Consider the following 24,917-nt stretch of genomic DNA (forward strand, 5'->3'; position numbering starts at 1 on the left):
CTAGAGTTTTTCTAGCAGACTTTGGTTGTAACTGCCTTTAAAAAAATTGTTCTCCTTTCTGGAAAAGGCTTTCATTTCACTTTATAAAAATGTTAACAAGTTAGACTTAAGCGAAACTGAATTATTCGTAATATTCAGATTATTTTATGCCATTTTTGGCACATTTGATGAGAAGTGAAAAGATTTGTGTCAATTTTTTTTAAGGTCAAGGTTTTAAATCTGCTTGATCGATCAAGGACTGCTCTCTAAAGTTAGACAGAGGAAAACTTCCGATTTCGTATGAAAGTCTTTAAAAATTTTTAACTCTATATCAAGAAGAACTGTTGAAGTTACTCTATTGACTGCTTTGTTAAAAATTTGTTAAAATTAAAGAATGAACAGAGGTTACGCACGATGTAAGACAGTGATAACCTTTGGAATTATTTTAAAATTTTACAACATAAATAGGAGGACTTATGTCAAACTTAGTTGCCAAACGTGTTTCTAATTATGAACTGTTTTTTGACTTAGTTTTTGTACTTGCAGTGTCAAATTTAACTGGACTTTTACATGGAGAACTAACTTCAAAAAGTTTTTTTACTTTTATCGCTGCAAATCTTGTTATCATGTCAATCTGGATCTTTGAAACCTTTTATATGAATAGTTTTGGAGAACGTGATTTACGTGATATTTTGACGATTACAGCTCTGATGTTTGCGGTTGGTAATCTCTCCTTCCATATCAGCACAGATTACAGCGCTCATGCCCTTCCCTTTGCTTTTCTTGTCACTATTTCTTATGGTATTATTGCGCTTCAATATGTTTTAAGAGGGAGGGCAAGTAGCTTTACTCATGAGATTAAGCACGCTATTAGATTTATGGGAAGTTTGACCCTTATCTTTGCTCTTAGCTGCGTAGCGATATTATCGAATTTTTGGTTTTTCAATGAATGGTCACTTTTATTCTTTGTAGCCCCTATATTTTTGCCACTTGTTTCACATCGCAATTATGATCAAGCGCGGATTATCAACTTCCCTCACTTTTTAGAGCGGCTGCAACTTATTACCATCATCACGTTTGGAGAAACGGTTGTTGCTATTTTGAAAACATATCAAGATGATATTCTTATTGGAGGAATTTTCTTTTTTGGTATGGCAAGCCTATTTTTTCTTTATATCTCCCAAACTTTTCTCAATATTAATCATCATCAAAGAGTCAGAGTTACCTTGCTTAGCTATGTCCACAATGCTCTTTTAATTGGGCTTAATCTCTTTACTGTTGGTATTGAAGCGATGTCAAACTCGCATCATAGAGAGCTTGGTGCGACGTTTATCATTATAGGAATAGCTATCTTTTATTTGGCTTTGATGGCGACAAGTACCTACAACCAAGAACGCTATCGTCTGACCTCAGTGGGAAGTCTGATATATGCTCTTTGGATAAGTCTTGTTTCACTTACTCTTTATATCCTAAGAGAACAGTTCCTTCCCTTTATAATAGTCTTTTTGATTGCTATGGTTATGAGTGCTTGGCTGTTCATATATGAGAGACAGAGGAGACTGAGGGACTAGATGTCTTAAACTTGTGTCTTGTTAAAGAAATTTGGTTATTAAATGAATGGGATGAGCCTCATGTTGTCTAAGTTGCTCCACTATAATTCCTTTTTATCCTGAGTGGTGTACCTTGCTAGAGGAGAAAAAGTGATCTTAATTAAAGTCTAATAAAAAAATCGGTGAGCCTAAAGGACCTCCGATTTTTCTTATGTTATTTGTGGCTGTTTGCTAACTCGCGCTCTAGAGCCAATCTTTGAACTTTCATTGTGGCTGTACGTGGTATCGCATCATAGTCCATAAGGAGTGGTTCATTTAGGAATGGCATGTCAATGATGGAAGACCACCAAGCTTGCCAGTCCATCTCCTTACCTTCCGCAAGCGCCAAAATAGGTTGAGGATGTCCAGAAGCATCGCGGATAATAATCACTTCATCAAGGAAATCGTGTTGGTCGAGGAGAATATCTTCAATGGCTAAGTTTGACTCCACCTTGTCGATGAGGTCGACTTGACGGTCATAGAGGAAAAGTACACCGTCTTCATCCATAATTCCCCAGTCGCCTGTATCCCACCAGTCGCCATAAACTTCTTCAGCAAAACGATCGTCTTCTTTATAATAAGTGAGTGCACGTCCTTTAGAGAGAAAATGAATATGACCAGGTGTGCCTGCAGGGACAACATTTCCATCAGCATCTGTCACACGTGCTTGGGAGAGACCAGGCATGCCGATCCCCATTTCACGTGCATTTGTAGCTGGTAAAGTGCTCAGACGATGTTTTTTCCAGATCATTGGACCGCATTCAGACTGGCCATAGATTTGTAAGAAAACAGGATCTTCCTCTTTAGAAGCAGCGAGGAAGGTATGCATCGTATCCTTGTTAATCGCATCAAAAGTTGAGTGGAGATAACGAATAGAAGCAAAGGCATCGGGTGTTTCTTTCACGACATTTGCCAAACGAACAAAATGGTTGGGATGTGTTTCAAAAGCCGTAGGACGGTATTTTTCAAACATGCTAATGACTGTATTTTTTTCTAAATTCGAAAGGGGCATAAGGTCAAAACCGAAAGTCATGGCTGACGATATACCAATGTTGAAACGGGAGTGAACCGGTGAAATGTGGAAGGCTAAAAGAGAAGATTTGTTTGGCATCCAATCCATAACTGTACGTTGCAAGACCCAGCGCCAACCCATAGAATGCGCAGAGTGCGCAATCAGTTTCGGAATCCCAGTAGTACCCGATGTATGTGTGAGATAAGCAATCTCATCCGTAGCCAATTGTTGATTGGCGATTTCAGGACTATTGGTGATTGAAGCAAAGTCAGAAACGAAGAGTTTATGGTCTTCCTTAACATTTTTCAATTCATGAACCACAGAAGCTATATCTTCATCAAAAATGAGCCAAGGGTTTTCAAGACGTGCGGCTAAGGTATCCATTACCGGTGTAGAAAAGTGATGGGAAATCATTGCTGGAACTGCTCCAAGGTAGGACACAGCAACAGCAAGAAGGTAAGTATCAAAGGCACTTGATTTAAAAATAATCACCTTGTCTTCTTTTTTTATTCCTAAGGCTGCCAGACTATAAGCTTTTTGTAATACTGCTTCGTGAACGCTTTGATAACTTGTCTCAAGATCTAATTCAGGGAAAGCGTTTAACTTTTTATCAAAAATAAAACGACTTTTGGGGAACTTTTCAGCGGCTTCTTTGAAATTTACATAAAGATTCAGAGGTTTGTGATTGAATTTCATTAAAATCTCTCTTTCTATTTTTCTAAAGTTTATTATATCACAAACTCCCTGAGAGGGATGAAGAAAAAATGTCTTCTTTTTGTTTTTGATCATGCAAGAATAGTCTGAAAAGTCTGCGTAAAACAGGAAAATTAGCAAACTTATCTTTTTACTAAAAAGCCAGTTATAGATAGATATGAAAGCGCATTAATGTTATAATTATCTTTGGAAGAAGTAGTTTCGTTGATTAGGGAAAAATTTACGAAAAAGCTTTGCTCAGCAAAGCTGCGGAGGAAATATGGAAAATTTACGTTACAAAAGTGTATTTGACATTATTGGCCCTGTAATGGTTGGTCCCAGTAGTTCACATACTGCTGGTGCCGCCCGTATAGGTAAGATTATTCGTTCAATTTTTGGCGAATTACCGGAAAAAGTAGAGATTCATTTATACGAAAGTTTTGCTAAAACTTACCGGGGACATGGAACAGATGTCGCTTTGGTTGCTGGTGTTTTAGGCATGGATCCAGATGACCCTCGCTTACGTGATGCACCACGCATTGCCCATGAAGAAGGCATGGAAGTGACTTATATTCCTCATCCAGAAGATAAGGCAGATCATCCTAATACAGCACGCTTGATTTTAAAAAAAGGCGACCGTGACATGAGTGTCACAGGGATTTCTATTGGTGGGGGCTTGATTCAAGTGACCGAACTCAATGGTTTCGACATTTCTATTTCAGCAGGGATGCCAACCTTTGTTATTGTCCACCAAGATGCACCAGGTATTTTGGCACGCTTAGGAGCTATTTTTGAAAAGCATGATATTAACGTGGCACAGATGAATTTGACACGTGAAGCTAAAGGTGAAAAAGCGATCATGATTATGGAAGTAGACAGTTTCGATGTCGAAGAAGCTTTTGAGGAAATGAAACATATTCCGAAACTTTCTGCTGTAAATTTCTTTAAATAAGGGGGAATTATGTTTTCAAATGTACAAGAACTGCTTGAAGATGCAAAAGCATACCCATCAATTGCTGAATTGATGATTGCAGAAGAAATAGAACAAACAGGAGCAAGTCGTGAACAAATCATTGAGATGATGGAGCACAACTTAGCAACGATGATGTCATCGATTGAGGAAGGCCTACTTGGAAATAAGTCAACAACAGGACTTACAGGTGGTGATGCCAAGAAAATGGATGAATACATTAAGTCAGGAAAAGCGATATCAGGCGATGTTATTTTAGGCGCAGCGCGTGATGGCGTAGCTGTAAACGAAGTCAATGCTCAGATGGGACTCATCTGTGCGACACCGACAGCAGGCTCTGCAGGATGCTTGCCCGGAGTGCTCTCCGCAGCGACGAAGAAGTTAGGGCTCACACATGAGCAACAGGTGGAATTTATCTTTACAGCCGGTGCTTTTGGTTTAGCTATCGCAAACAATGCAACGATTGCTGGTGCTGAGGGCGGCTGTCAGGCTGAGGTAGGTTCCGCATCTGCCATGTCGGCAGCAGCTTTGGTTATCATGGCTGGAGGAACGGGAGAGCAAGCAGGCGTGGCTTTAGCACTGACCCTTCAAAATATGTTGGGCCTGATTTGTGACCCAGTAGCGGGCTTGGTAGAAATCCCTTGTGTTCACCGTAACGCCATGGGAGCTTCACAGGCGATGATTTCCGCAGACATGGCTTTGGCTGGTGTTAAAACAGTCATACCAGTAGATGAGGTTATTACGTGTATGTACAATGTAGGGCGCTCATTACCTTCTGCTCACCGTGAAACTGGTGAAGGTGGCCTTGCGGCAACGCCAACAGGACGTGAAATTATGGAACGCATCTTTGGTGACGGAAAATAATAATATTGAAAATAAACGACCCTTTTTGAAAGTCTATACTTGCCTTAAAGGGTTTTTTTATTTATAATACAGAGTTCTGACTTGACTTTTATAGTTTACGAATGTAAACTATAGTTATAGTAAATATTTATAAGGAGTGCCAATGAACGAAGTAGAATTTAATATATCTAACGCGGAATTGATAGTGATGCGCGTTATCTGGTCGCTTGGTGAAGCACGAGTTGATGAGATTGCCTGTCAGATTTCCCCTAACTTGGATTGGTCTTTGGCAACGGTTAAAACCCTGCTGGGACGTCTGGTAAAAAAGGGAATGTTAAGTACTGAAAAAGAAGGGCGTAAGTTTGTCTATCGTCCTTTGATGGCAGAATGCACAGCTATTCAAATGATGGGACAGTCTTTACTTGAAAAAGTTTGTGAAACTAAACAAGTTAAGCTCTTAGCCGATATGATCGCCTTGTCTAACTTGACCTCAGAAGATATAGCAAGTTTGCAAGAAGCGCTAAAAAATAAAGAAACAGTTCAAGAAACAACGTGTACTTGTTTAGAAAATTTTAATTCTTGCAGCTGCCAACACGTCAGCTAATAGGGAGGAGAGAGAATGGAAAAAGAAAAATTTGCAATCAAAGGTATGACCTGTGAGCACTGTGCAATGCATGTGACTTCAGCACTTGAAGGACTTTCAGGTGTAAAATCAGCTAAAGTTTCTTTAAAAAAGAATGAAGCACTTGTCAAATTTGACGCCGAGGTCACTCCTGTAGAGGAGATGGCGGAGGCTGTTAAAGAAGCAGGCTATGAATTAGTAAAATAAGAGGACTGTCCAGAGGGACAGTTTTCTCTGGGAAATAAAGTTTACATATGTAAACTATGGAGGGGTAGAAAATGAAAAGCCAAAACTTTGTCATAACTGGAATGACCTGTGCAAACTGTGCAAATACGGTATCTAAAGCTTTGAACAGCTCCGATAAGATTAAAGAAGCTACCGTAAATCTAGCCACAGAGAAGGCAAAGGTTATCTTTGACGATAATATTAGCGACCAAGATGTGATAAAGATTGTCGAAAAAGTGGGTTATGGTGCGATTGTAAATGACAAGAAGCATCAAGAAAAAATTGCGGCGCAAGCACGTAAACGTGATCGAAATTTGCGTCTGTCACTGGTTGTAGCAACTGTATTGACATTACCTTTGGTAATCGCAATGTTTGAAGGGATGTTGGGTACACACTATCTGATGTTCTTGCACGATCCTGTGTTGCAGTTGATTTTAGCCACACCTGTTCAATTTATTATCGGTTGGCGCTTTTATGTAGGCTCTTATCATGCCTTGAAAAATGGCAATGCAAACATGGACGTTTTGGTTGCCCTTGGAACAAGTGTTGCTTATTTTTCCAGTTTAGTTCTAGCTGTTTTTATGGGACAAAAAAATGCGCTGCATTTTGAGTCTGCCATGGTCATTATTACATTAGTTGTTTTAGGAAAGGTACTTGAACACAATGCCAAAGAGAAGACCACTCAAGCGATTACACGTTTGATGAGTAGTCGAGTGAAAATGGTGCATACAGAAGAGGGAGATGTTCCTCTGGAACAAGTGCAAATTGGTGATGTCATTCAAATCTTTCCAGGTGAGAAGGTGCCTTTGGATGCTATGATTCTTAAGGGCAAGGCTTCCTTTGATGAGAGCCATCTTACAGGAGAAGCATTGCCAGTCGTCAAAGGCGATGATGAAACATTATTTGAAGGGGCTGTGAATCTAGATGGCTCAATCAAGGCAGTGGTGGTTCGTGATGTTAATGACTCAACAATTTCTCGTATGGTCGAACTGATGGAGGAAGCGCAAGCTTCTAAGCCAGATATTCAAAAATTTGCAGATAGACTTTCAAATGTTTTTGTTCCGATAGTTTTGGTTATTTCTCTGTTAACTTTTATTATCACATGGGCTGTGACGGGCGTTTTACTGACAGCGATTATGCATGCTGTAGCAACATTAGTCATTGCTTGTCCTTGCGCGCTGGGATTGGCTACCCCAACAGCGATTATTTCGGGGACTGGATTAGCAGCTAAAAACGGCTTACTTTTGAAAAATGCTAATGCTCTGGAGCTTACAAATACAGTAAAAACCGTTTTCTTTGATAAGACAGGAACGATTACTACAGGAGAATTTGAGCTTTCAAGTTTTGATGGAAGTTCAGAAGACTTTAAAATATTGGCAAGTTTAGAAAAGCACTCCAATCATCCCTTGGCTCAAGCTGTAAAAGCGGAAAAAACTTATGACGTAGAAAATCTCAAAGAAATCGCTGGTCGTGGACTGTCTGCTGAGATTAATGGACGTAGATATTTTGCGGGTAATGCGAAACTCATGGAGGAACAGGGACTTCAGTTTGAGGAAAGTACAGATACCGTTATTTATCTGGCAGACGATGAAAAGTTGCGAGCAACAGCTACTTTCAAATCTGCTATTAAAGCAGAAAGTGTTCAAACAGTGGCTGAATTGAAGAAAGCTGGGATTCGCACAGTGATGTTGACGGGAGATAACGCAAACTCAGCCAAGAAGATTCAAAAAATTGTAAATTTAGACGAGGTGAGAAGTAATCTTTCACCAGAGGATAAAGCTCAAATCGTCCAAGAGACGCCGCATTCTATTATGGTAGGAGATGGTATCAATGACGCTATCGCGTTGGCCAGCAGCACTGTAGGTGTTGCGATGGCGACGGGTTCAGATATCGCCATGGAAGCAGGAGATGTGACCATCATGGGGGGCAAAATCCATAAGCTTCTCGACCTATTTACCGTTTCTCGCAAGACCTTGCGTAAAATTAAGCAAAACTATTTTTGGGCTTTTATTTACAATATTATCGGTATTCCTCTGGCAGCTTTTGGGCTCTTAAATCCCATGGTAGCAGCTGCAGCTATGAGTTTATCAAGTGTATCAGTAATTTTGAATTCTTTGCTCTTGACTAAGGCAAAACTCTAAAATTAAAACACATCGAAACATCGGGGAAGAGAAGGGACTGAGAAGTCTCTTTTTTTTCAGAGCGATAAGCTAGGGGATAAACTCCCTTTTTCTCATCAAACACTCATTTCATTTGACCTTTTTTTTTTTTTATACTATAGACTCAGAAAGTAAACGTAACATTAGAAATGAACTTGTAATAAAAATACAAAACCACAGGTTACGTCAAAGGAGGAGTTTATGACACCAGAAAAGAAAAAACAGCGGCGGCTGCGCAATCTCGCACTCCTGTCGCTCTTGTTACTCGCAGTAGGCGGCACCTTCGCCTTCCAAGCCTTCAACCAACGGGCCATCAATGACCGGTTGAATGAAGTGGACATCAATGTCGGCGGCCGTGTCCACGACTACTACAACCGAGACACGGAAAACAAGGACGTCTTCGTGGAAAACTACGGCGAACGGCCAATCATGGCACGGATACGCCTGTCCGAGTTCCTCGAAACCCGACAACGTGACGAAACGGACTTCACACCCCTAGTGGCAGGAACCAGCCGTGACGATGTAGAAAACTGGACCACATGGATTCCAAGCGCAGGCAATATCAATGACCGAGAAAATAGCAATGCCTCAAATGCCTTCGACCAGTATGCCACACTCATCTTTGGTTGGGAACGTTCAGGTCAAGATGCCCCATGGTATATGCCCACCTTCAACCATGACAACCTCGACCAGCGAACAGCAGCGGCAGGCCATGCGCGAGACTGGATCGAAGGGAACGGGGCTACAGATGCAGTCACAGACGGGGCGACTCATCCGGGAGATGGAATTGATGCTTACTGGTCAGCAGGTGAAGACTTTGACAACAGTGGTCCAATCTGGCCGGGGGAAGAAGTGACCAACCAAACCGCCCAGAACCTCCCCCAAGACCGTGCCCCAATGACCATGAACCAGTGGAGCAACTTGCCTAACGAAGACAAGATAGGCAACTTCTGGGTGGTTGACTCGAACACGGGCTGGGCTTACTGGGCCAACAGACTGGACAGTGAGCAAGCCAGCTCTTACCTGCTTGATGCAGCGGAGATGACGGCTGCCATTGAGGACAAGGTTTTTAACGGCTTTTACTACTATGGGATTCATGTCGAGAGTGGCTTAGTCAGTCCTGACCAGCATGAGGAGTTCCTCAATGACGGGGAGCAACACCATGCGGAGCTGGCAGACCTTCTCCGTGGCATCCAGAACGGAGTGATGTACGATGACGGCCCAAACCCACTGCCTAACGAAGACAGTGCACCAGCAGCCTTTGACTTTTCGACCATGCGTCCGGGCCGTATCTTTACTATGGCTGGGGAGCAGTATCGTTACCTTGAAAACATGGGTTCTGGGAATCATATGATTATTCGGAATGCGGCAATTGCGCATACCCCCTTAATAAGGCATGAAGAAGAATTGAATACTTGGCGTCAAGCTCTTGCCCCAGAAGTTCAGGCGATGATTCAACCTGTCTCTGTCCCATTTATAGGTCCTGCTATTTTGGATGAAGATATTGTTTGGGAAGGCGGTTGGCGTTGGATAATGAGTGCCAGCAGCTTGGCTCAATTTCCTGATGCTGCGGCTGACATCACTCAAGTTGACTCAGGTGGCACACCACGTGCTTTTACACTTTCCGTAGCAGATGTAACACGCTTATCAGGGCCAGGTCGTGCTTTTCCTAATAGGATAGCACGTATAGGTGCAAATGATACCCTTTGATGGACGCGTACACCTTCTTCACAAGGCCTTAATCCTGATACAGGTTGGTTTGTTAATAGACTTGAAGCTAATGGTTCGCTAAATTCCCACTGGTTCATAAATTCTTCTGGAGCACATGGCGGCATGCGTCCAGCCCTCATCATCAATCCAGCAAACTAAAAAACTAGCTCAGCTAGCAAGCGTGTAAAAATCACTCCATGCGGCACTTTGTCTGTCTCATTAAGTGATTTTTTTGCTGCACACTGTCATTTTGTACAAGTTTTCTGACTTTTTTATGAAAAGTGAATACATTTTCATAAGTAAATTGACTATAATGATTTCAGTTTTAAAGATAGCGTTTTCATGAAACGTTCAAATATACCTTATCGGAGGATTTTCTTTGGAAGCACAATTTACAAGACGGCAAACTGCTACACGTGAAGGACAGATAGGAAAAGCTGTTCCTGTGATTCTTTTACTCATGATTTTTTCTTTAGTTATTGATAACTCATTCAAAATTATTTCGCCTAAACTGGTTGGATATTTTCATGTCTCTGCCAGTACAGTTGCTTGGCAAGTTACATTGGCGGGGCTAGTTATAGGCATGGGAGCAGTTGTCTATGCTTCGTTATCAGATAGTATCAGTATTCGAACCTTACTTATTTTTGGCATTTTCTTAATTTCCCTAGGTTCATTTATGGGATATATGGTCCATACTAATTACTGGCTGGTTGTATTCGCCAGAGTTCTTCAAGCTGCGGGCTTAGGTGCGACTGAAACACTTTATCTTATTTTTGTTGCCCGTTATGTGGCACCAGCTAAACAGAAAAAATATTATGGATTTTCCACCGCGAGTTTTCAAATTGCAACCGTCATTGGAACATTGACTGGAGGCTTTATCACCACTCATCTGGCTTGGCAAAATTTATTCCTTGTGCCACTCCTTTCTCTATTTTTCATTCCTTTTCTCTTGAAGTATCTTCCTGAGGAATCAAAGGGGAAAAAATATATTGATGCTCTTGGAATTATACTTGTAGCAGTTGTGGCTGTCACCGCAATGATATATCTGACAAACTTTTCTTGGCTTGTGTTGATGGGCTTTATCTTTTCCACTGCTGTGTTTTTACTCTATATCTCCCACAAGAAAAACGCTTTTATTACTATTGATTTCTTTAAAAATAAGTTGTTTGTCCTTACGCTGCTCGTTGCTCTTTTAATTTATTCTACTCAAGCAGCTTTCACCTTAAATACTTTTTCCTTCCTCTTAACCACTGTTTATCATATGCAGCTGGACAGGGTATCACTCATGTTTATTCCAGCATGTTTGGCTGCGGCATTGGTTGGAAGTCTGTCAGGCCAGATTGCCTCTAAGCTTGACTCTTTTCAAGCCGTCCTTGTGTCAATGCTTGCTATCGTTCTTTCGATTCTATTGGCTGCCTTTCTCATGGGTGCATCGGTCTTTATTTTTGCAGGACTGCTTATTTTAAGTTCATGTGCCTTTGCGATGATGTACGCGCCACTCATGCATACGGGACTTGAAAGAATGCCAGAGGCAAATAAGGGAACAGCTATCGGCTTTTACAATCTTTGTATTAATATCGCAATGTCTGTTGGTTTTACCTATTCTTCACGTTTTATTGATGGCGTAAACCTTTCCCTTTTTCCGTCTACTGTAGAAGGCCACTATAGCGAAGTTTTACTTATGATTTCTTTTGTAGCTTTATCAGCCTTAGTCCTCTTTGTTTTCTTGATCAGAGGACAGATTCCGAATAAGAAAAGTTTTTCTGATTGAAACTTTATCTTTGGAAAGCTATTCGTCGTTAAATAGTTTATAATGGTACTATATAGAGTTCATTAAGTAAGGAGAATATTATGCCTAAGAAATTTAATCGTGTTCATCTCATCGTTATGGATTCAGTGGGTATTGGAGCTGCACCAGATGCGGATAAATTCTTTAACCATGATGTAGAAACCCATGAAGCAGTAAATGACGTTAACTCAGATACGATCGGTCATATTTCAGAAATTCGTGGACTTGATGTCCCAAATCTTCAAGCCATGGGTTGGGGAAATATTCCGCGTGAAAGCCCTCTTAAAACAGTGCCTGCAGCTGAACAACCTAAAGCTTATGTGACAAAGTTACAAGAAGTTTCTAAAGGTAAAGACACAATGACTGGGCACTGGGAAATCATGGGTTTGAATATTCAAACCCCTTTCCCAACATATCCGGAAGGCTATCCTGAAGATTTGCTTCAAAAGATTGAAGAATTTTCGGGACGTAAGGTCATTCGTGAAGCAAACAAACCTTATTCTGGTACAGCTGTAATCGCTGACTTTGGCCCACGTCAAATGGAAACAGGTGAGTTGATTATCTATACGTCAGCCGATCCCGTATTACAGATTGCAGCACATGAAGATATCATTTCACGGGAAGAATTGTATAAAATTTGCGAATATGTACGCTCTATCACACTTGAAGGTTCAGGCATTATGATTGGTCGTATCATCGCACGTCCTTATGTAGGTACAGCAGGTAACTTTACGCGTACAGATGGGCGGCGTGATTATGCGCTGAGTCCATTTGACGAAACAGTGTTAGAAAAACTTTATAAGGCTGGAGTTGATACATATTCTGTAGGAAAGATATCTGACATTTTCAATACTGTTGGTGTGAAATATGATATGGGACACAACAAAAACGATATGGATGGTGTGGATCGCCTGCTTAAAACAATGCGTAAAGACGAATTCGTTGAAGGCTTTAGTTTCACCAACTTAGTTGATTTTGATGCAAAATATGGCCACCGTCGTGATGTGGAAGGTTACGGACAAGCCATCGAAGACTTTGATGGACGTTTGCCTGAAATTATTGAAGCGATGCGAGAAGACGACTTACTGATGATTACAGCCGATCACGGGAATGACCCTAGTTATGTAGGCACAGACCATACACGTGAATATATTCCACTTGTTGTTTTCTCACCTTCATTGAAAGAGCCAAAAGTTTTGCCTTTAGGCCACTTTGCCGATATTTCTGCTACAATTGCAGACAACTTCAATGTTGATAAGGCCGAAATTGGAGAATCATTCCTTGAAATCTTGGTCTAATCAATAGTTAAAAAGTTTACTTCAAGGAAGAAGATACTAGAAGAATAAAAAATTAAAGGAATGAAAAAATGGACGTGAAAGTAAAGTTAGCTGAAACAACAAAGTTTCTTAAAGAGCAAGGTGTAGGTGAAATTGACGTTGCACTCATCTTAGGGTCAGGTTTGGGAGAATTAGCAGGAGAAATTGAAAATCCCGTCATCATCAAATATGAAACAATTCCACATTTTCCTGTTTCAACAGTTGTTGGTCATGCAGGGCAACTTGTGTACGGTGACTTGTCAGGAAAGAAAGTTATTGCCATGCAAGGGCGTTTCCATTTTTATGAAGGAAATACAATGGAGGTTGTGACTTATCCTGTACGTGTTTTCTCGGCTCTCGGTACACCATCAATTATTGTTACCAATGCTGCAGGCGGAGTAAATAAAGACTTCGCGCCTGGCGACTTGATGATTATCAGTGACCACATCAATTTCATGGGAACAAATCCACTGATTGGCCCTAACGATGATGAAATCGGTCCTCGTTTCCCAGACATGTCACAAGCTTACGATAAAGCTTACCAAGAACTTGCAAAGGAGACTGCAGCAGAGATGTCAGTCAAGGTTCAAGAAGGTGTCTACATGGGCTTCACAGGACCAACCTATGAAACACCAGCAGAAATCCACATGGCACGTACGCTGGGAGCCTCAGCAGTAGGTATGTCGACTGTTCCTGAAGTCATTGTGGCGGTGCATTCAGGAATGCGTGTTTTAGGTATTTCATGTATTACTAACTTGGCTGCAGGCATGCAGAGTGAACTTAACCACGCGGAGGTTGTTGAGACAACAGAACGTGTGAAAGAAACATTTAAAACACTTGTTAAGAATGTTTTAGTAAAAATGTGATAAAATAAGAGAAAACGTGTTAGCGTTTTCTTTTTTTAGAGAGGAAGCGCGGCACGAGAAGAAATCAAAAAATAAGGAGTAACTATGTCAGTTCATATCGAAGCCAAAGAAGGTCAAATTGCAGATAAAATCCTCTTGCCAGGAGATCCCCTACGCGCCAAGTTCATCGCGGAGAATTTTCTTAAGGATGCTGAACAATTCAATAATGTTCGAGGGATGTTGGGCTATACAGGGACCTATAAAGGACACCGTATCTCAGTTATGGGAACAGGCATGGGAATGCCATCTATCTCCATCTATGCACATGAGTTAATCACCGAATACGGCGTGAAAAAATTGATTCGTGTAGGCACAGCAGGTGCATTGAATGAAGAGGTTCATGTGAGGGATTTGGTCTTAGCGCAAGGCGCTGCGACAACTTCACGCATCATCAAAAATGATTGGCCTCAGTTTGATTTGCCACAAATTGCTGATTTTGATTTGTTGGACAAGGCCTATCATATCGCGAAAAACTTAGGCATTCAAACGCATGTGGGAAATGTTCTTTCAGCAGACCTTTTCTACAGTGACCTTGACACCCTTGCTATCGGAAAACTGGGTGTTAAAGCTGTGGAGATGGAAGCAGCAGCTCTTTACTATCTGGGGGCTAAACATAATGTTCAGACTTTAGGAATTATGACAATCTCAGACAGTTTGGTAACTGGAGAATCAACAAGTGCGAAAGAACGGCAAAATACCTTTACTGATATGATGAAAGTGGGCTTGGAAACACTCATTCTCTAAAGAAAAGCACAAATTTGAAAACCGAACATTCCATACGTGAAACTGCGTATTTCACTTCTAATGAAAGAAATTTCCAAATGTTTTTGTTAAAATGATAAGGAAGTTATAAAGAGTAAGGGAGCCGCTGAAGAGATGAAAACAGATATCGAAATCGCACAAGAATGCAAGATGCAACCTATCACAGAAGTCGCTGAAAAAATTGGTTTAAGTTTTGAGGATATCGAACTTTACGGGAAATATAAAGCAAAAATACCGCTTGAAAGTCTCAAAAAGTTTGAGGGGAATGCTGAAGGCAAACTCGTGCTGGTCACATCAATTAACCCTACACCTGCAGGAGAGGGGAAATCAACTGTTACGGTTGGCTTGGCAGATGCCTTTGCACGTTTGAACCAAAAGGTAATGGTGGCGCTACGTGAACCTTCTTTAGGACCTGTGATGGGAATCAAAGGTGGTGCAACAGGTGGTGGCTATGCTCAGGTTCTGCCTATGGAAGATATCAATTTGCATTTTACAGGTGACATTCATGCGATGACGACAGCGAATAATGCCATTGCAGCTCTTTTAGATAATCATATCTTCCAAGGCAATGCTCTAAATATTGACAGCCGGCGCGTGGTTTGGAAGCGTGTCTTGGATATGAATGACCGCGAACTTCGCCATATTGTGGCTGGATTAGGCAGTGTGGTTAATGGTGTGCCGCGTGAAGATGGCTTCGATATCACTGTAGCCAGTGAGATTATGGCTGTCCTTTGTTTAGCTACCTCATTGACGGACTTGAAAGCACGCCTTTCACGTATTGTGGTCGCTTATACTTATGATCGCCAACCTGTGACTGTAGGTGATTTGGAGATTGAAGGCGCAATTACTGTTCTATTAAAAGATGCGCTCAAGCCAAATCTGGCACAAACCATCGAAGGGACACCAGTTTTAGTTCACGGTGGGCCTTTTGCTAATATTGCGCACGGCTGTAACTCTGTTTTAGCGACAAAAACAGCCTTGAAGTTAGCCGATGTGACTATTACGGAGGCTGGATTTGGCGCAGATTTAGGCGGCGAAAAATTCCTCGATATCAAAACACGTCAGTTAGGTAAAACACCTGATGCCATTGTTATTGTTGCTACTCTTCGCGCTTTAAAAATGCACGGTGGCGTTGCTAAAACAGAACTTACTGAAGAAAATGTTGCAGCTGTTACTCAAGGGTTTACAAATCTGAAGCGTCACATTAAAAACATGGCGCGTTATGGAGCTCCTATCCTTGTAGCCATAAATCAATTTTCCAGTGATACAGAGGCAGAAATAGCCGAATTAACAAGACTTGTTGAAGCAGAAGGTGTTGCTGTCAGCTTGACACAAGTCTTTGAAAAGGGCGGTGCAGGTGGCATTGACTTGGCCGAAAAATTAACAAACATTTTCAGTCAGGAGGCAAAAGATTTCCACTATCTTTATGATTTGGAAGCCTCAGTAGAAGAAAAGATTTCAACAGTTGTGACCCAAATTTACGGCGGCAAGAAGGTTAACTTTTCTGCAAAAGCAGCACGTCAATTGAAAGAAATTGAGGAAAATGGTTGGGACAAGCTTCCTGTTTGTATGGCGAAGACCCAGTATTCATTTTCGGATAATCCAAAACTTTTGGCAGCACCAGAAGGTTTTGAAGTGACAGTACGTGAGTTGGTGCCAAAGATAGGCGCAGGATTTATCGTGGCTTTGTTAGGAGATGTCATGACAATGCCTGGTTTACCTAAAAAACCAGCAGCTCTGAATATGGATATTGACGAATCCGGAAAAATTACAGGTTTATTTTAAGAAAAGGGGAACCATGGTAAAATCAAAAGTCACGCCTTTTATTACATTAAATGGTAAATCGAAAGAAGCTATGGATTTTTATGCGAGAGTTTTACCAGAAACAAAAATTACACGGATGGATTTTTATAAGGAAAGTCCAGATTTTAGCGAAGTTGAAGAAGAACTCGTCTTATATGGTGCCTTATCCATAAAAGGAGCAGAAGTTTTCTTTTTAGACATGCAAGAACAATACCCTGCACCTGAACCAACTTGGGCACATTCTATTTATCTTGACTGCGACACAGAGCAGGAATTTGATCAAATTTTTGCAGCTCTATCGGAAACAGGTTCAGTGATGATGGGGCCTGAATCAGTGGGAAACATTCGTAAGTGTGCCTGGATTACCGATAAATTTGGTATCACTTGGCAGCCTGTGTGGGAGTAATATTGAAAGCTATTCTTTTTGAAGAAGAGCTTTTTTTAATGGAGACATTAAAGAAATAAAATCCCGGTATAAAAAAATGTTAACCCCTTGATAAGCAAATGATATGACAAACTTAGAAGGCTCATGGTAAACTTTAAATATCAAAAATTTAAGGAGAACATCACTATGAAAAAGTCACTGAAGCTTTCGCTTGCGCTCGTTTCGCTCATCGCTGCAGGAGCTTTAGCTGCTTGCAGTAATGGTGGTTCATCAAATAAAGAAGAATCGGCAAAGAAGCAGACGGAGATTGTTGTAGCTACAGATGGAGCAACAAAACCCTTTACATATGCGGACAGTCAAGGGAACTTGACGGGCTATGATATTGAGGTGGCGCGAGCTGTTTTTGATAAGTTACCCGAATATAAGGTGACTTACCAAGCAGTTGACTTTTCCGGAATTGTTCCAGGATTGGACAGCGGACGTTATCAGATGGGAGCCAATAACTTTGGCTGGTCAAAAGAACGGGCGGAAAAATATAACTTTTCGTTCCCAATTTCAAAATCTAATAATGCTGTCTTGACAAGGGACGGGAACTATAAAACGCTGGCAGATCTTGCTGGTAAGAGCACAATTGGAAATCCAGCCTCTAACTATACAAAGATGATTAATGATTGGAATGCTGCCAATCCAGATAAAAAGATAAATATTAGTTATTCGTCAGACAGTACCTCAATCAATACACGCTTTAATCAAATAGAGTCTGGAAAGATTGATTTCATGCTCTATGATAAGATTTCTCTCAAATCCAGTGTGAAGGAGCAAGGGTTTGACAGCTTGAAAATCCAAGATATTGATACCTCAACAGGAGATCCGGAGCATGACGGCTACGAATATTTCCTCTTTGCAAAGGATGAAACGGGTACAGAACTGCAAGCCAAGGTTAATAAAATCCTTGCTGAACTTGAAAAGGATGGGACACTGAAAAAGCTTTCTGAGAAGTACTTTGAGGGGAACTTCGTTCCTGAAGCAGACAAGTTTAAATAAGCTGGGGAGAAGCAGTCTTTTCGAAAAAAGAAGAAATATTTCAAAGACAAGAAAAAATCATAAGATTCTTGTATAATAGTAGGAGTAGTGTAAAAGCTGTCCCTGAGTTTCTCACACACAAGCTATTTGTGATAGGAGTGAGGGACTTAGACAGCTTTCTTTGATGAAGATAAAAATGAATAAAAATAAAAAAATAATTTTGGGATTGGGAGTCTTGCTCCTGTTGCTCATATTGCCCATGCTTCCGTTTTTAATGATTCAAGGGCAGTATAGTTTTGATGAGTTTTGGTCCATGTTTTTCACTAAGATATTCAGTTGGGAAGCCTTTAGTTCGGCTTTTCTACCGATTATTAAAATGATACCAGTCTCCTTGCAGATGACGTTCATTGCCATGTTCTTTGGCCTCATTTTGGGGCTGTTACTTGCACTTGTCAGAATAAATAAGATTCCCATTTTAGATCAATTGCGTGCCTTATTTGTCTCCTTTACACGTGGGACACCGATTCTGGTACAACTTTACTTGACCTATACAGGAATTCCCTTGATTCTTAAAGCGATTAACATGAATTACGGGACAAATTATACGGTCAACTCTGTCCCGGCCATGCTCTTTGTGATTGTGGCTTTTGCGCTTAACGAAGCTGCTTATAACTCAGAAACAATTCGCTCAGCTATCCAATCTGTAGACAAAGGACAAATCGAAGCCGCGCGTTCTCTAGGGATGACAAATTTTCAAGTTTTCTGGCGTGTGACCTTACCTGAGGCAGCATCAGTTGCTACAGCTCCGCTGGGCAATGCTCTGATTGGCTTACTTAAGTCAACTTCTCTGGCCTTTGTCGCTGGTGTGGTTGAGATGACCGCCCAAGCTCAAATCATTGGGGGTTCAAGCTTCCGCCTCTTTGAGACTTATCTTGCTTTAGCCTTACTTTACTGGCCTATCTGTATCGTTTTAGAAATCTTGATTCGTAAGATTGAAAGCAAACTGGAAATCAAAATGCCTAAAGCAGCACGGAAAATCTCACTTGGACGCAATCCTTTTGACAACGGGGTGACCAACAAATGATAAAAATTTCAAATTTAAGCAAGTCTTTTGCAGGAAATGTTGTCCTTGACAATCTGAACCTGGAAATTAATGAAGGTGATGTTATTGCGCTTATCGGGGCATCAGGTGCCGGCAAGTCTACTTTTCTACGCTCCATCAACTATCTTGAAGAAGCAGACAGTGGACAGTTGGAAATTGATAACTTCAAGGTAGATTTTGAGCATATTAGCAGGCAAGAAATTCTCGAACTGCGTCGGAGGACAGGGATGGTCTTCCAGCAGTTCAATCTCTTTGAACGTCGTACAGCCCTAGAAAATGTTATGGAAGGCTTAATTCAGGTTAAGAAAATGCCCAAAGCAGAAGCACAGAAACTTGCTGAGGAAAACTTAAGAAAAGTCGGTCTTGAAGAGCGTATGGATTACTATCCAAAATTCTTATCGGGTGGACAAAAGCAGCGTGTAGGAATAGCACGAGCAATGGCAATGCAACCAACTTTACTCTTGCTTGATGAACCGACATCAGCGCTTGATCCTGAACTTGTTGGGGAAGTGCAAGAAACCATTCTCAATGCAGCCAAAAACAAGCAAACGATGGTTTTGGTCAGTCATGAAATGGACTTCGTCTATAATGTAGCGACCAAAGTCCTCTTCCTTGAGAAGGGTAAAATTATTGAGGAAGGTAGTCCCAAGGAAGTCTTCCATCATCCCAAAAATCCACGAACGAGTGAATTTTTATCTCGTCATGTTAAAACCAACGGTATAGGAAGGTCAAATGATTAATTTAGTTTTACAGTTTTATCTTAAGGGTCTACTCGTTTCTTTTTTAGTCGTCGGTGTACTCAGCCTTTTATATGGTTTTATTTATTGGGCAAGAAATCGTCATAGACCGAGCAATGTTTGGCGTAATCGCTTGTTTGATATTATCTTAATCGATATTTTGACCATCCCAATTTTGAGTTTTGCTATTGTGGGTATCTTGATTATTTTCAGAATCCGTGGTTTATAAATCAAAATAATGGCAAATAATTTAAAGAGAATTTATAATGGTTTTATAACTGGAGAGGTGAATTATGACAGAAAAAATATATGATGTAGTAGTTATCGGTGCAGGACCTGCGGGCATGACCGCAGCTATGTACAGTGCGAGAAGTGAAATGAAAACCCTACTTCTGGAACGTGGCGTTCCAGGTGGGCAAATGAATAATACAGCAGAAATTGAAAACTATCCAGGCTATGGCCAAATCATGGGTCCTGAGCTCTCAATGAAAATGTATGAACCCTTGGCTGATCTTGGTGTTGAAAATGCTTATGGCTTTGTCACATCGATTGTTGATAATGGTGCAACAAAAACGATCAATACTGAAGAAGAAGTATTCGAAACAAAAGCAATCATCATTGCGACAGGAGCAAACCACCGTAAGTTAGGTGTGCCCGGCGAAGAAGAGTACGGTGCGCGTGGCGTATCTTACTGTGCGGTCTGTGATGGTGCTTTCTTCCGTGATCAAGATATTTTGGTTGTGGGTGGAGGAGACTCTGCTGTAGAAGAGGCAATTTTCTTAACACGTTTTGGTAAATCAGTAACCATCATGCATCGCCGCGATGAACTCCGTGCTCAGAAGATTATTCAGGAACGTGCCTTTGCAAATGATAAAATCAAATTTATCTGGGACTCTGTTCTTGAAGAAATCAAAGGTGACGACCGAAAAATTGAATCAGTCCGTTATAAAAATGTTAAAACAGGCGAAATTACCGAAGCAAACTTTGGAGGCATTTTTATCTATGTTGGTCTAGATGCCGTTTCTGAGTTTGCACGTGACTTGGGGATAACTGATGAAGAAGGCTGGATAATCACAGATGCTACGATGAAGACAAGTATCCCAGGTATCTTTGCTGTTGGAGATGTTCGTCAGAAAGACTTTCGACAAATTACAACCGCAGTAGGCGATGGTGCTCAAGCAGCGCAAGAAGCTTACAAATATGTTGAAGGCTAAACAAAAAGGCTATTTTAGAGTTGAAGGTCTAAAAACTGATTATAAATCAAGAAACTTAGCGTTTCAATCAGGTTTACCAATCTTTTATCATTCGTATTATGATGATAATTATGTTATAATTGTTTCAGTGTAATTCTGATTAAGGAAGAAAAGTATATGGATAAGATGATTTTTGACGTTTTACTCGTCGCTATGTTGATTGTTTCTGCAGTTTTAGTTATTTCAATTTTGATGCAGCCTTCCAAGCAGGATGGAGCAGCGGACGCATTTTCAGGAGGATCAGGTGAACTCTTTGAGCGTCGTAAGGCACGTGGTTTCGAAGCGGTAATGCAAAGATTTACAGCTATTACTATTGGAATCTGGCTTCTTCTCGGCTTCATGTTGGTCGTTTTATCAACGAAGTAATATTAAAATAGAATCTCTTAAGAAGTAGTGGTGAACTGAATTTTTAGTGGCCACTATTTTTTTATTTGTAGAAAAATAAAGTTTTATAGACAAAAGTTAACAGATTTTCCACTTTTTTTGGTACAATTTAATTACATAATTTCATAATTTCAATTTACTCCTTAGTTTATGGAACCTTCCAAAACTGAGGGGTTTTTGTATGCTCTTTTTGCGGTAAGTTTTGAATAGAGGGATGAAGTGAGAGTTTGGAGCTGGCAGAAGGGGAGATAAGTTTCCATAGTGCAATTTTTGCCATGTGTAAATCCTTATCTCCTGGACTTTAAGGGGGTTCTAAAAAATTTTTGGAAAAAATAAGATTTAGGACTTGACGTTTACAAAAGTAAACGGTATAATACAATTGTAGTTTACAAATGTAAATGAAAGAGGCATGATTATGAAACACATAACTGAAATTAATGCACAGAAGAAACGATGTTGCTTGCAGTGTAAAAACAATGTTGAGAAGCAATGAACAGGCTAAAAATAAGGAGTTAGAATGACCAACTACATTTTGAAGGAAGGCGATAACAGCCTTGCACCAATTTTAGTTTTACACAGTACAGGCGGTGATGAACACCAGTTAGTGCCACTTGTGGAGGAATTATTTCCCAATCATCCTTTTTTGTCTATACGTGGGCGGATTAGTGAGCAGGGGATAAATCGCTATTTTAAACTTAAGGGACAAGGATTTACGAAGGAAAACTTTGATTTGGTTTCCTTAGAAGAAGAGGCACAGTGGCTGACAAAGGAAGTTGAACGTTTAGGGCAGCACTACCAATTAGATCTCTCAAAGCTGAATGTTATTGGCTATTCAAATGGTGCCAATATGGCGCTCTACATGCAACTTAAAGGGTTGTTCAAGTTTGACAAAATCTTGGCTTTTCATGCCATGCAGCTTACAGAAGTTGGAACGCCAGTTCTTTCCGATGAGAGCAAAGTTTTTCTTACCCATGCGGACAATGATCCGATTGTGAGTAGAGAAAATCTTAAAGAGCTCTCTACTGATTTGGAAAAAACGGAATGTCAGCTTGAAATATTTAAGGCCAAATTTGGGCATCAACTGAGTGATGAAGAAATTTTAGCCGCAAAAAAATGGTTAGAAAAATAAAAAAGAAGCTGACTCTAAAAGAGCACGTCTTCCTGATAGAAAAAATAATAGAAAAATTGAAAAAAGAGGAAAAACAAATGACTACAGAAATCGAAACACAAAACATCCTTAGCGGCGTTCACCATGTTACAGCAATCACATCAAGCGCACAAAAGAATTATGATTTTTTCACAAATATTTTGGGACTTCGCTTGGCAAAATTGACAGTCAATCAAGATGACTATGAGACTTATCACCTTTACTTCACAGGGGAAGATGGGAAGAGCCCAAATATGACCTTCTTTGACTTCAAGGATATTCCAAAAGGGATGCATGGTGCAAACAATATTGAACGTGCTTCTTTCCGTGTACCTACAGATGAATCACTTGTTTACTGGACAGAACGTTTTGAAAAAGCGCATGTTAAACATGGAGAAATTAATGTCAAATTTGGCAAAAAGACACTCGAATTTGAAGACTTTGATGGTCAAAAATATCAATTAATTTCAGACCAAGACAACACAGGGGATGCTGCACTTGATCGCTCATGGCTCCTCTCCAATGTTGCACCTGAACATGGAATTATTGGCATGGGACCGGTTTTCGTGAAAGTTACGGATACCTATAATCTACGTATTATTTTGGAAACAGTTTTCGGTTTCCGTTATGCAGGGCAAGAAAATAATATGCATCTGTTTGAAGTAGCTAACGGAGGAAACGGAGCAGCCTTGATTATCGAAGAAGCAGAGGAAAATGAACGTTATGCTTATCAAGGCTACGGTACTATTCATCATTTGGCTTTAGGGACTACAAATCCAGAGACTTTGAAATACTGGATCGATCGTATTCAAACTTTCCGTTTACCACATTCAGGCTTGGTTGATCGTTTCTATTTCTCTAGTGAATATGTGCGTGTTGCTCCCGGTGTTCTTTTTGAGATTGCGACATTTACACCGGGTATTGGAGCGCTTGAGATGGCAGAGTCTGGTGATGGGGCAGTAGATAGCTATGAGGAAGCCCTAATCACCTCAGGTTTCTGGATTGACGAAACAAAAGAAGAAGCTGGGAAAGATCTGAGTTTACCGCCACATCTTTTCCCAGAAGATGAAGCGGTCAAAGCACGTACAGCAGCAAGCCTCCGACCTTTAGATACATCAGATACAATGCGTGATCGTCGTCAAGATGAGTTATGGACTGTCGATAAGGTTGTAGAACGCAAAGAGGGAGAAAGTTTAGAAGAATTTGAGCAGCGTTATCTGGGTTGAGTCATCCACCTCTAAGATTTGAACTTCTAGGAGAGAGACTGAACAGCAGCAATAAAGCGTAAAAAGCAAAAATAGAATCGCTTATGCGGTTCTATTTTTTGCGACTTTTGAACACTATGGAAGCCTTTAGATGCTCTTTTTAGACATATTGAAACCTTTATGGAAACCAGTAAGCTACTGCTATTTTTGCATTTTACATTAGACTTTGAAAAAGTGGAAAACAAGAAAACCATCCGTTTATCGGATGGTCGTTAAGATTTCTGATATTTATCCTCATATCCTTGATTTCTATCACTTAATATGTATCAACTTCTTCTGATGATTCCAGCATCAAATTTTTGAACATTTGTGATAGAGAAATTGCATCTTTTTCAGATGGTTCAGTTATGCTCTTATTTTCTTTACTTGACTTAGCAGTGACAGTCATTTTGAATTTGGCACTTGTTTTTCCATCTTTAGACTGAATGTCTCCATTGATTTTAGATTCAGACTCATGTGTTTTAGGATTTAAAGTAGTTTCAACATCCATAGATTTGATGTTTGTATACTTATCTAGGTCATCCATCATCGCTTGGACATCCTCTTTGTTGGAGGTAGTCATGAGGTTTTTTAGATAGCCTTTGATATCATCACCGTTGCCAGAAAGTTTCATCGTTACTTTATCACCTGACTGAGTAAAGTTCTTTTCCGGAATATCTTTGAAGTTTTTTTCAATATCTTTTTTATCTGTTTTGTTTTTTTCGAAAAACTGATTGTAAGTAGATTTCCACGACTCACTGTCAGCACTTCCGCCTTGGGAAGCAATGCCGTTCTCCATCACAGTCTGATCAACAAGAAGGTATTTTTGATCCAGTTGGTCAAGAAGTTGACCATAGAGACTTACATAAGGATTAGCAGATTGGAAGTTATCAATCAGAGATGTGACTTGTGAATTTTCTACATAGACGCCTTTTTTACCAAGAAGCATGTTCAGTTCAAGCTCTTGGTCTGATATTTTTCCGTCAGTATTAAGTGCAACTACTTTATTATTGTAATCAACACTTACTTTAACATTCATCGATGCATTGTTAAGAAGAGCATTAATTTCTTTGCTTGATGCATCGCCTTGCATATCAAAGCTGTCAAACTTTATAGACACATCGTGAGAATTATTATCTTGAGATTGATTGCTCAAGGCAGTGTAGCTATCAATGTAGTTTTGCTTTGCTGTTTTTGAATTAGAGCAGGCCGTTAAAGTAAAGGCCGTGAGCAATGCTGCACTAACTAAAAAATGTTTCTTCATA

General features: G+C 40.4%; 23 protein-coding genes and 1 pseudogene. 21 read left to right on the forward strand and 3 right to left on the reverse strand.

Annotated elements, in window-relative coordinates; genetic code table 11:
* Nucleotides 1-455: 455 nt before the first annotated feature.
* Complete coding sequence (locus ACGHCK_RS03335) at nucleotides 456-1,550, forward strand: low temperature requirement protein A (protein ID WP_251423311.1); 1,095 nt, start codon at nucleotides 456-458, stop codon at nucleotides 1,548-1,550.
* 193 nt (nucleotides 1,551-1,743) lie between these two features.
* Here the strand turns inward: ACGHCK_RS03335 and ACGHCK_RS03340 are convergent, their stop codons facing one another.
* Nucleotides 1,744-3,276, reverse strand: a complete 1,533-nt coding sequence (locus ACGHCK_RS03340) for a class I adenylate-forming enzyme family protein (protein ID WP_271328074.1) — start codon at nucleotides 3,274-3,276, stop codon at nucleotides 1,744-1,746.
* Nucleotides 3,277-3,553: 277 nt separating this feature from the next.
* On the opposite strand from ACGHCK_RS03340, the gene sdaAB reads away from it, so the two are divergent.
* From sdaAB to secG, 18 genes and pseudogenes are all read left to right on the forward strand, one after another.
* Nucleotides 3,554-4,225 (forward strand): L-serine ammonia-lyase, iron-sulfur-dependent subunit beta, encoded by a 672-nt coding sequence (sdaAB, locus tag ACGHCK_RS03345; RefSeq protein ID WP_251423318.1) that lies wholly within the window; start codon nucleotides 3,554-3,556, stop codon nucleotides 4,223-4,225.
* Between the two features lie 9 nt (nucleotides 4,226-4,234).
* Nucleotides 4,235-5,107, forward strand: coding sequence for an L-serine ammonia-lyase, iron-sulfur-dependent, subunit alpha (gene sdaAA, locus ACGHCK_RS03350; RefSeq protein WP_202231570.1), 873 nt, complete (start codon nucleotides 4,235-4,237; stop codon nucleotides 5,105-5,107).
* Between the two features lie 142 nt (nucleotides 5,108-5,249).
* Entirely contained in the window at nucleotides 5,250-5,690 is a 441-nt protein-coding gene (locus ACGHCK_RS03355) for a CopY/TcrY family copper transport repressor (protein ID WP_202231569.1), read from the forward strand.
* 15 nt (nucleotides 5,691-5,705) lie between these two features.
* Entirely contained in the window at nucleotides 5,706-5,915 is a 210-nt protein-coding gene (locus ACGHCK_RS03360) for a heavy-metal-associated domain-containing protein (protein ID WP_202231568.1), read from the forward strand.
* Nucleotides 5,916-5,986: 71 nt separating this feature from the next.
* Nucleotides 5,987-8,074 carry a heavy metal translocating P-type ATPase gene (locus tag ACGHCK_RS03365; RefSeq protein WP_251423321.1) on the forward strand — a complete coding sequence of 696 codons (2,088 nt, stop codon included), beginning with the start codon at nucleotides 5,987-5,989 and terminating at the stop codon, nucleotides 8,072-8,074.
* 219 nt (nucleotides 8,075-8,293) lie between these two features.
* Nucleotides 8,294-9,961, forward strand: a pseudogene (locus tag ACGHCK_RS03370) (hypothetical protein).
* A gap of 220 nt (nucleotides 9,962-10,181) precedes the next feature.
* On the forward strand, nucleotides 10,182-11,573 hold the full coding sequence (locus ACGHCK_RS03375) for an MFS transporter (RefSeq protein ID WP_251421458.1): 1,392 nt from the start codon (nucleotides 10,182-10,184) through the stop codon (nucleotides 11,571-11,573).
* 80 nt (nucleotides 11,574-11,653) lie between these two features.
* A complete protein-coding gene (locus ACGHCK_RS03380) occupies nucleotides 11,654-12,889 on the forward strand; it encodes a phosphopentomutase (RefSeq protein ID WP_271328073.1) in 1,236 nt (411 codons plus the stop codon).
* A 68-nt stretch (nucleotides 12,890-12,957) separates the two neighbouring features.
* Nucleotides 12,958-13,773, forward strand: coding sequence for a purine-nucleoside phosphorylase (locus ACGHCK_RS03385; RefSeq protein WP_251421464.1), 816 nt, complete (start codon nucleotides 12,958-12,960; stop codon nucleotides 13,771-13,773).
* A gap of 84 nt (nucleotides 13,774-13,857) precedes the next feature.
* On the forward strand, nucleotides 13,858-14,556 hold the full coding sequence (deoD, locus tag ACGHCK_RS03390; protein WP_251421467.1) for a purine-nucleoside phosphorylase: 699 nt from the start codon (nucleotides 13,858-13,860) through the stop codon (nucleotides 14,554-14,556).
* Between the two features lie 132 nt (nucleotides 14,557-14,688).
* The gene (locus ACGHCK_RS03395; RefSeq protein WP_271328072.1) at nucleotides 14,689-16,359 is read left to right on the forward strand and encodes a formate--tetrahydrofolate ligase; all 1,671 of its coding nucleotides are present in this window, start codon (nucleotides 14,689-14,691) and stop codon (nucleotides 16,357-16,359) included.
* Between the two features lie 13 nt (nucleotides 16,360-16,372).
* Nucleotides 16,373-16,783 (forward strand): VOC family protein, encoded by a 411-nt coding sequence (locus tag ACGHCK_RS03400; RefSeq protein ID WP_202230178.1) that lies wholly within the window; start codon nucleotides 16,373-16,375, stop codon nucleotides 16,781-16,783.
* A gap of 165 nt (nucleotides 16,784-16,948) precedes the next feature.
* Nucleotides 16,949-17,806: an amino acid ABC transporter substrate-binding protein gene (locus ACGHCK_RS03405; protein WP_202230179.1), complete on the forward strand. Its 858-nt coding sequence runs from the start codon at nucleotides 16,949-16,951 to the stop codon at nucleotides 17,804-17,806.
* Between the two features lie 175 nt (nucleotides 17,807-17,981).
* The gene (locus ACGHCK_RS03410) at nucleotides 17,982-18,869 is read left to right on the forward strand and encodes an amino acid ABC transporter permease (RefSeq protein WP_202230180.1); all 888 of its coding nucleotides are present in this window, start codon (nucleotides 17,982-17,984) and stop codon (nucleotides 18,867-18,869) included.
* Nucleotides 18,866-19,627 (forward strand): amino acid ABC transporter ATP-binding protein, encoded by a 762-nt coding sequence (locus ACGHCK_RS03415; RefSeq protein WP_251421473.1) that lies wholly within the window; start codon nucleotides 18,866-18,868, stop codon nucleotides 19,625-19,627. The genes ACGHCK_RS03410 and ACGHCK_RS03415 overlap by 4 nt, the downstream gene beginning before the upstream one ends.
* Entirely contained in the window at nucleotides 19,620-19,853 is a 234-nt protein-coding gene (locus ACGHCK_RS03420; RefSeq protein WP_202230182.1) for a DUF4059 family protein, read from the forward strand. Before ACGHCK_RS03415 ends, ACGHCK_RS03420 begins: the two co-directional genes overlap by 8 nt.
* Before the next feature lie 64 nt (nucleotides 19,854-19,917).
* Complete coding sequence (trxB, locus tag ACGHCK_RS03425; protein ID WP_202230183.1) at nucleotides 19,918-20,838, forward strand: thioredoxin-disulfide reductase; 921 nt, start codon at nucleotides 19,918-19,920, stop codon at nucleotides 20,836-20,838.
* A 156-nt stretch (nucleotides 20,839-20,994) separates the two neighbouring features.
* Nucleotides 20,995-21,243 (forward strand): preprotein translocase subunit SecG, encoded by a 249-nt coding sequence (secG, locus tag ACGHCK_RS03430; RefSeq protein ID WP_202230184.1) that lies wholly within the window; start codon nucleotides 20,995-20,997, stop codon nucleotides 21,241-21,243.
* A gap of 166 nt (nucleotides 21,244-21,409) precedes the next feature.
* On the opposite strand, the gene ACGHCK_RS03435 is transcribed toward secG, so the two are convergent.
* Nucleotides 21,410-21,538 carry a hypothetical protein gene (locus ACGHCK_RS03435; RefSeq protein WP_271328071.1) on the reverse strand — a complete coding sequence of 43 codons (129 nt, stop codon included), beginning with the start codon at nucleotides 21,536-21,538 and terminating at the stop codon, nucleotides 21,410-21,412.
* 240 nt (nucleotides 21,539-21,778) lie between these two features.
* On the opposite strand from ACGHCK_RS03435, the gene ACGHCK_RS03440 reads away from it, so the two are divergent.
* Together ACGHCK_RS03440 and ACGHCK_RS03445 are read left to right on the forward strand one after the other, a co-directional pair.
* The gene (locus tag ACGHCK_RS03440) at nucleotides 21,779-22,390 is read left to right on the forward strand and encodes an alpha/beta hydrolase (RefSeq protein ID WP_271328070.1); all 612 of its coding nucleotides are present in this window, start codon (nucleotides 21,779-21,781) and stop codon (nucleotides 22,388-22,390) included.
* A 77-nt stretch (nucleotides 22,391-22,467) separates the two neighbouring features.
* Nucleotides 22,468-23,634 (forward strand): VOC family protein, encoded by a 1,167-nt coding sequence (locus tag ACGHCK_RS03445; protein WP_251421478.1) that lies wholly within the window; start codon nucleotides 22,468-22,470, stop codon nucleotides 23,632-23,634.
* 295 nt (nucleotides 23,635-23,929) lie between these two features.
* Here the strand turns inward: ACGHCK_RS03445 and ACGHCK_RS03450 are convergent, their stop codons facing one another.
* Nucleotides 23,930-24,916, reverse strand: coding sequence for a hypothetical protein (locus ACGHCK_RS03450; protein WP_251421481.1), 987 nt, complete (start codon nucleotides 24,914-24,916; stop codon nucleotides 23,930-23,932).
* Nucleotide 24,917 lies beyond the last annotated feature (1 nt).

Source organism: Lactococcus muris (assembly GCF_042849115.1).
GTDB lineage: Bacteria > Bacillota > Bacilli > Lactobacillales > Streptococcaceae > Lactococcus > Lactococcus muris.

Excerpts from the sequence above, each read along its gene's own strand:
- ACGHCK_RS03335 (WP_251423311.1), top strand. The coding sequence starts at position 456 with ATGTCAAACTTAGTTGCCAAACGTGTTTCTAATTATGAACTGTTTTTT.
- ACGHCK_RS03340 (WP_271328074.1), bottom strand. The coding sequence starts at position 3,276 with ATGAAATTCAATCACAAACCTCTGAATCTTTATGTAAATTTCAAAGAA.
- sdaAB (WP_251423318.1), top strand. The coding sequence starts at position 3,554 with ATGGAAAATTTACGTTACAAAAGTGTATTTGACATTATTGGCCCTGTA.
- sdaAA (WP_202231570.1), top strand. The coding sequence starts at position 4,235 with ATGTTTTCAAATGTACAAGAACTGCTTGAAGATGCAAAAGCATACCCA.
- ACGHCK_RS03355 (WP_202231569.1), top strand. The coding sequence starts at position 5,250 with ATGAACGAAGTAGAATTTAATATATCTAACGCGGAATTGATAGTGATG.
- ACGHCK_RS03360 (WP_202231568.1), top strand. The coding sequence starts at position 5,706 with ATGGAAAAAGAAAAATTTGCAATCAAAGGTATGACCTGTGAGCACTGT.
- ACGHCK_RS03365 (WP_251423321.1), top strand. The coding sequence starts at position 5,987 with ATGAAAAGCCAAAACTTTGTCATAACTGGAATGACCTGTGCAAACTGT.
- ACGHCK_RS03380 (WP_271328073.1), top strand. The coding sequence starts at position 11,654 with ATGCCTAAGAAATTTAATCGTGTTCATCTCATCGTTATGGATTCAGTG.
- ACGHCK_RS03385 (WP_251421464.1), top strand. The coding sequence starts at position 12,958 with ATGGACGTGAAAGTAAAGTTAGCTGAAACAACAAAGTTTCTTAAAGAG.
- deoD (WP_251421467.1), top strand. The coding sequence starts at position 13,858 with ATGTCAGTTCATATCGAAGCCAAAGAAGGTCAAATTGCAGATAAAATC.
- ACGHCK_RS03395 (WP_271328072.1), top strand. The coding sequence starts at position 14,689 with ATGAAAACAGATATCGAAATCGCACAAGAATGCAAGATGCAACCTATC.
- ACGHCK_RS03400 (WP_202230178.1), top strand. The coding sequence starts at position 16,373 with ATGGTAAAATCAAAAGTCACGCCTTTTATTACATTAAATGGTAAATCG.
- ACGHCK_RS03405 (WP_202230179.1), top strand. The coding sequence starts at position 16,949 with ATGAAAAAGTCACTGAAGCTTTCGCTTGCGCTCGTTTCGCTCATCGCT.
- ACGHCK_RS03410 (WP_202230180.1), top strand. The coding sequence starts at position 17,982 with ATGAATAAAAATAAAAAAATAATTTTGGGATTGGGAGTCTTGCTCCTG.
- ACGHCK_RS03415 (WP_251421473.1), top strand. The coding sequence starts at position 18,866 with ATGATAAAAATTTCAAATTTAAGCAAGTCTTTTGCAGGAAATGTTGTC.
- ACGHCK_RS03420 (WP_202230182.1), top strand. The coding sequence starts at position 19,620 with ATGATTAATTTAGTTTTACAGTTTTATCTTAAGGGTCTACTCGTTTCT.
- trxB (WP_202230183.1), top strand. The coding sequence starts at position 19,918 with ATGACAGAAAAAATATATGATGTAGTAGTTATCGGTGCAGGACCTGCG.
- secG (WP_202230184.1), top strand. The coding sequence starts at position 20,995 with ATGGATAAGATGATTTTTGACGTTTTACTCGTCGCTATGTTGATTGTT.
- ACGHCK_RS03435 (WP_271328071.1), bottom strand. The coding sequence starts at position 21,538 with ATGGCAAAAATTGCACTATGGAAACTTATCTCCCCTTCTGCCAGCTCC.
- ACGHCK_RS03440 (WP_271328070.1), top strand. The coding sequence starts at position 21,779 with ATGACCAACTACATTTTGAAGGAAGGCGATAACAGCCTTGCACCAATT.
- ACGHCK_RS03445 (WP_251421478.1), top strand. The coding sequence starts at position 22,468 with ATGACTACAGAAATCGAAACACAAAACATCCTTAGCGGCGTTCACCAT.
- ACGHCK_RS03450 (WP_251421481.1), bottom strand. The coding sequence starts at position 24,916 with ATGAAGAAACATTTTTTAGTTAGTGCAGCATTGCTCACGGCCTTTACT.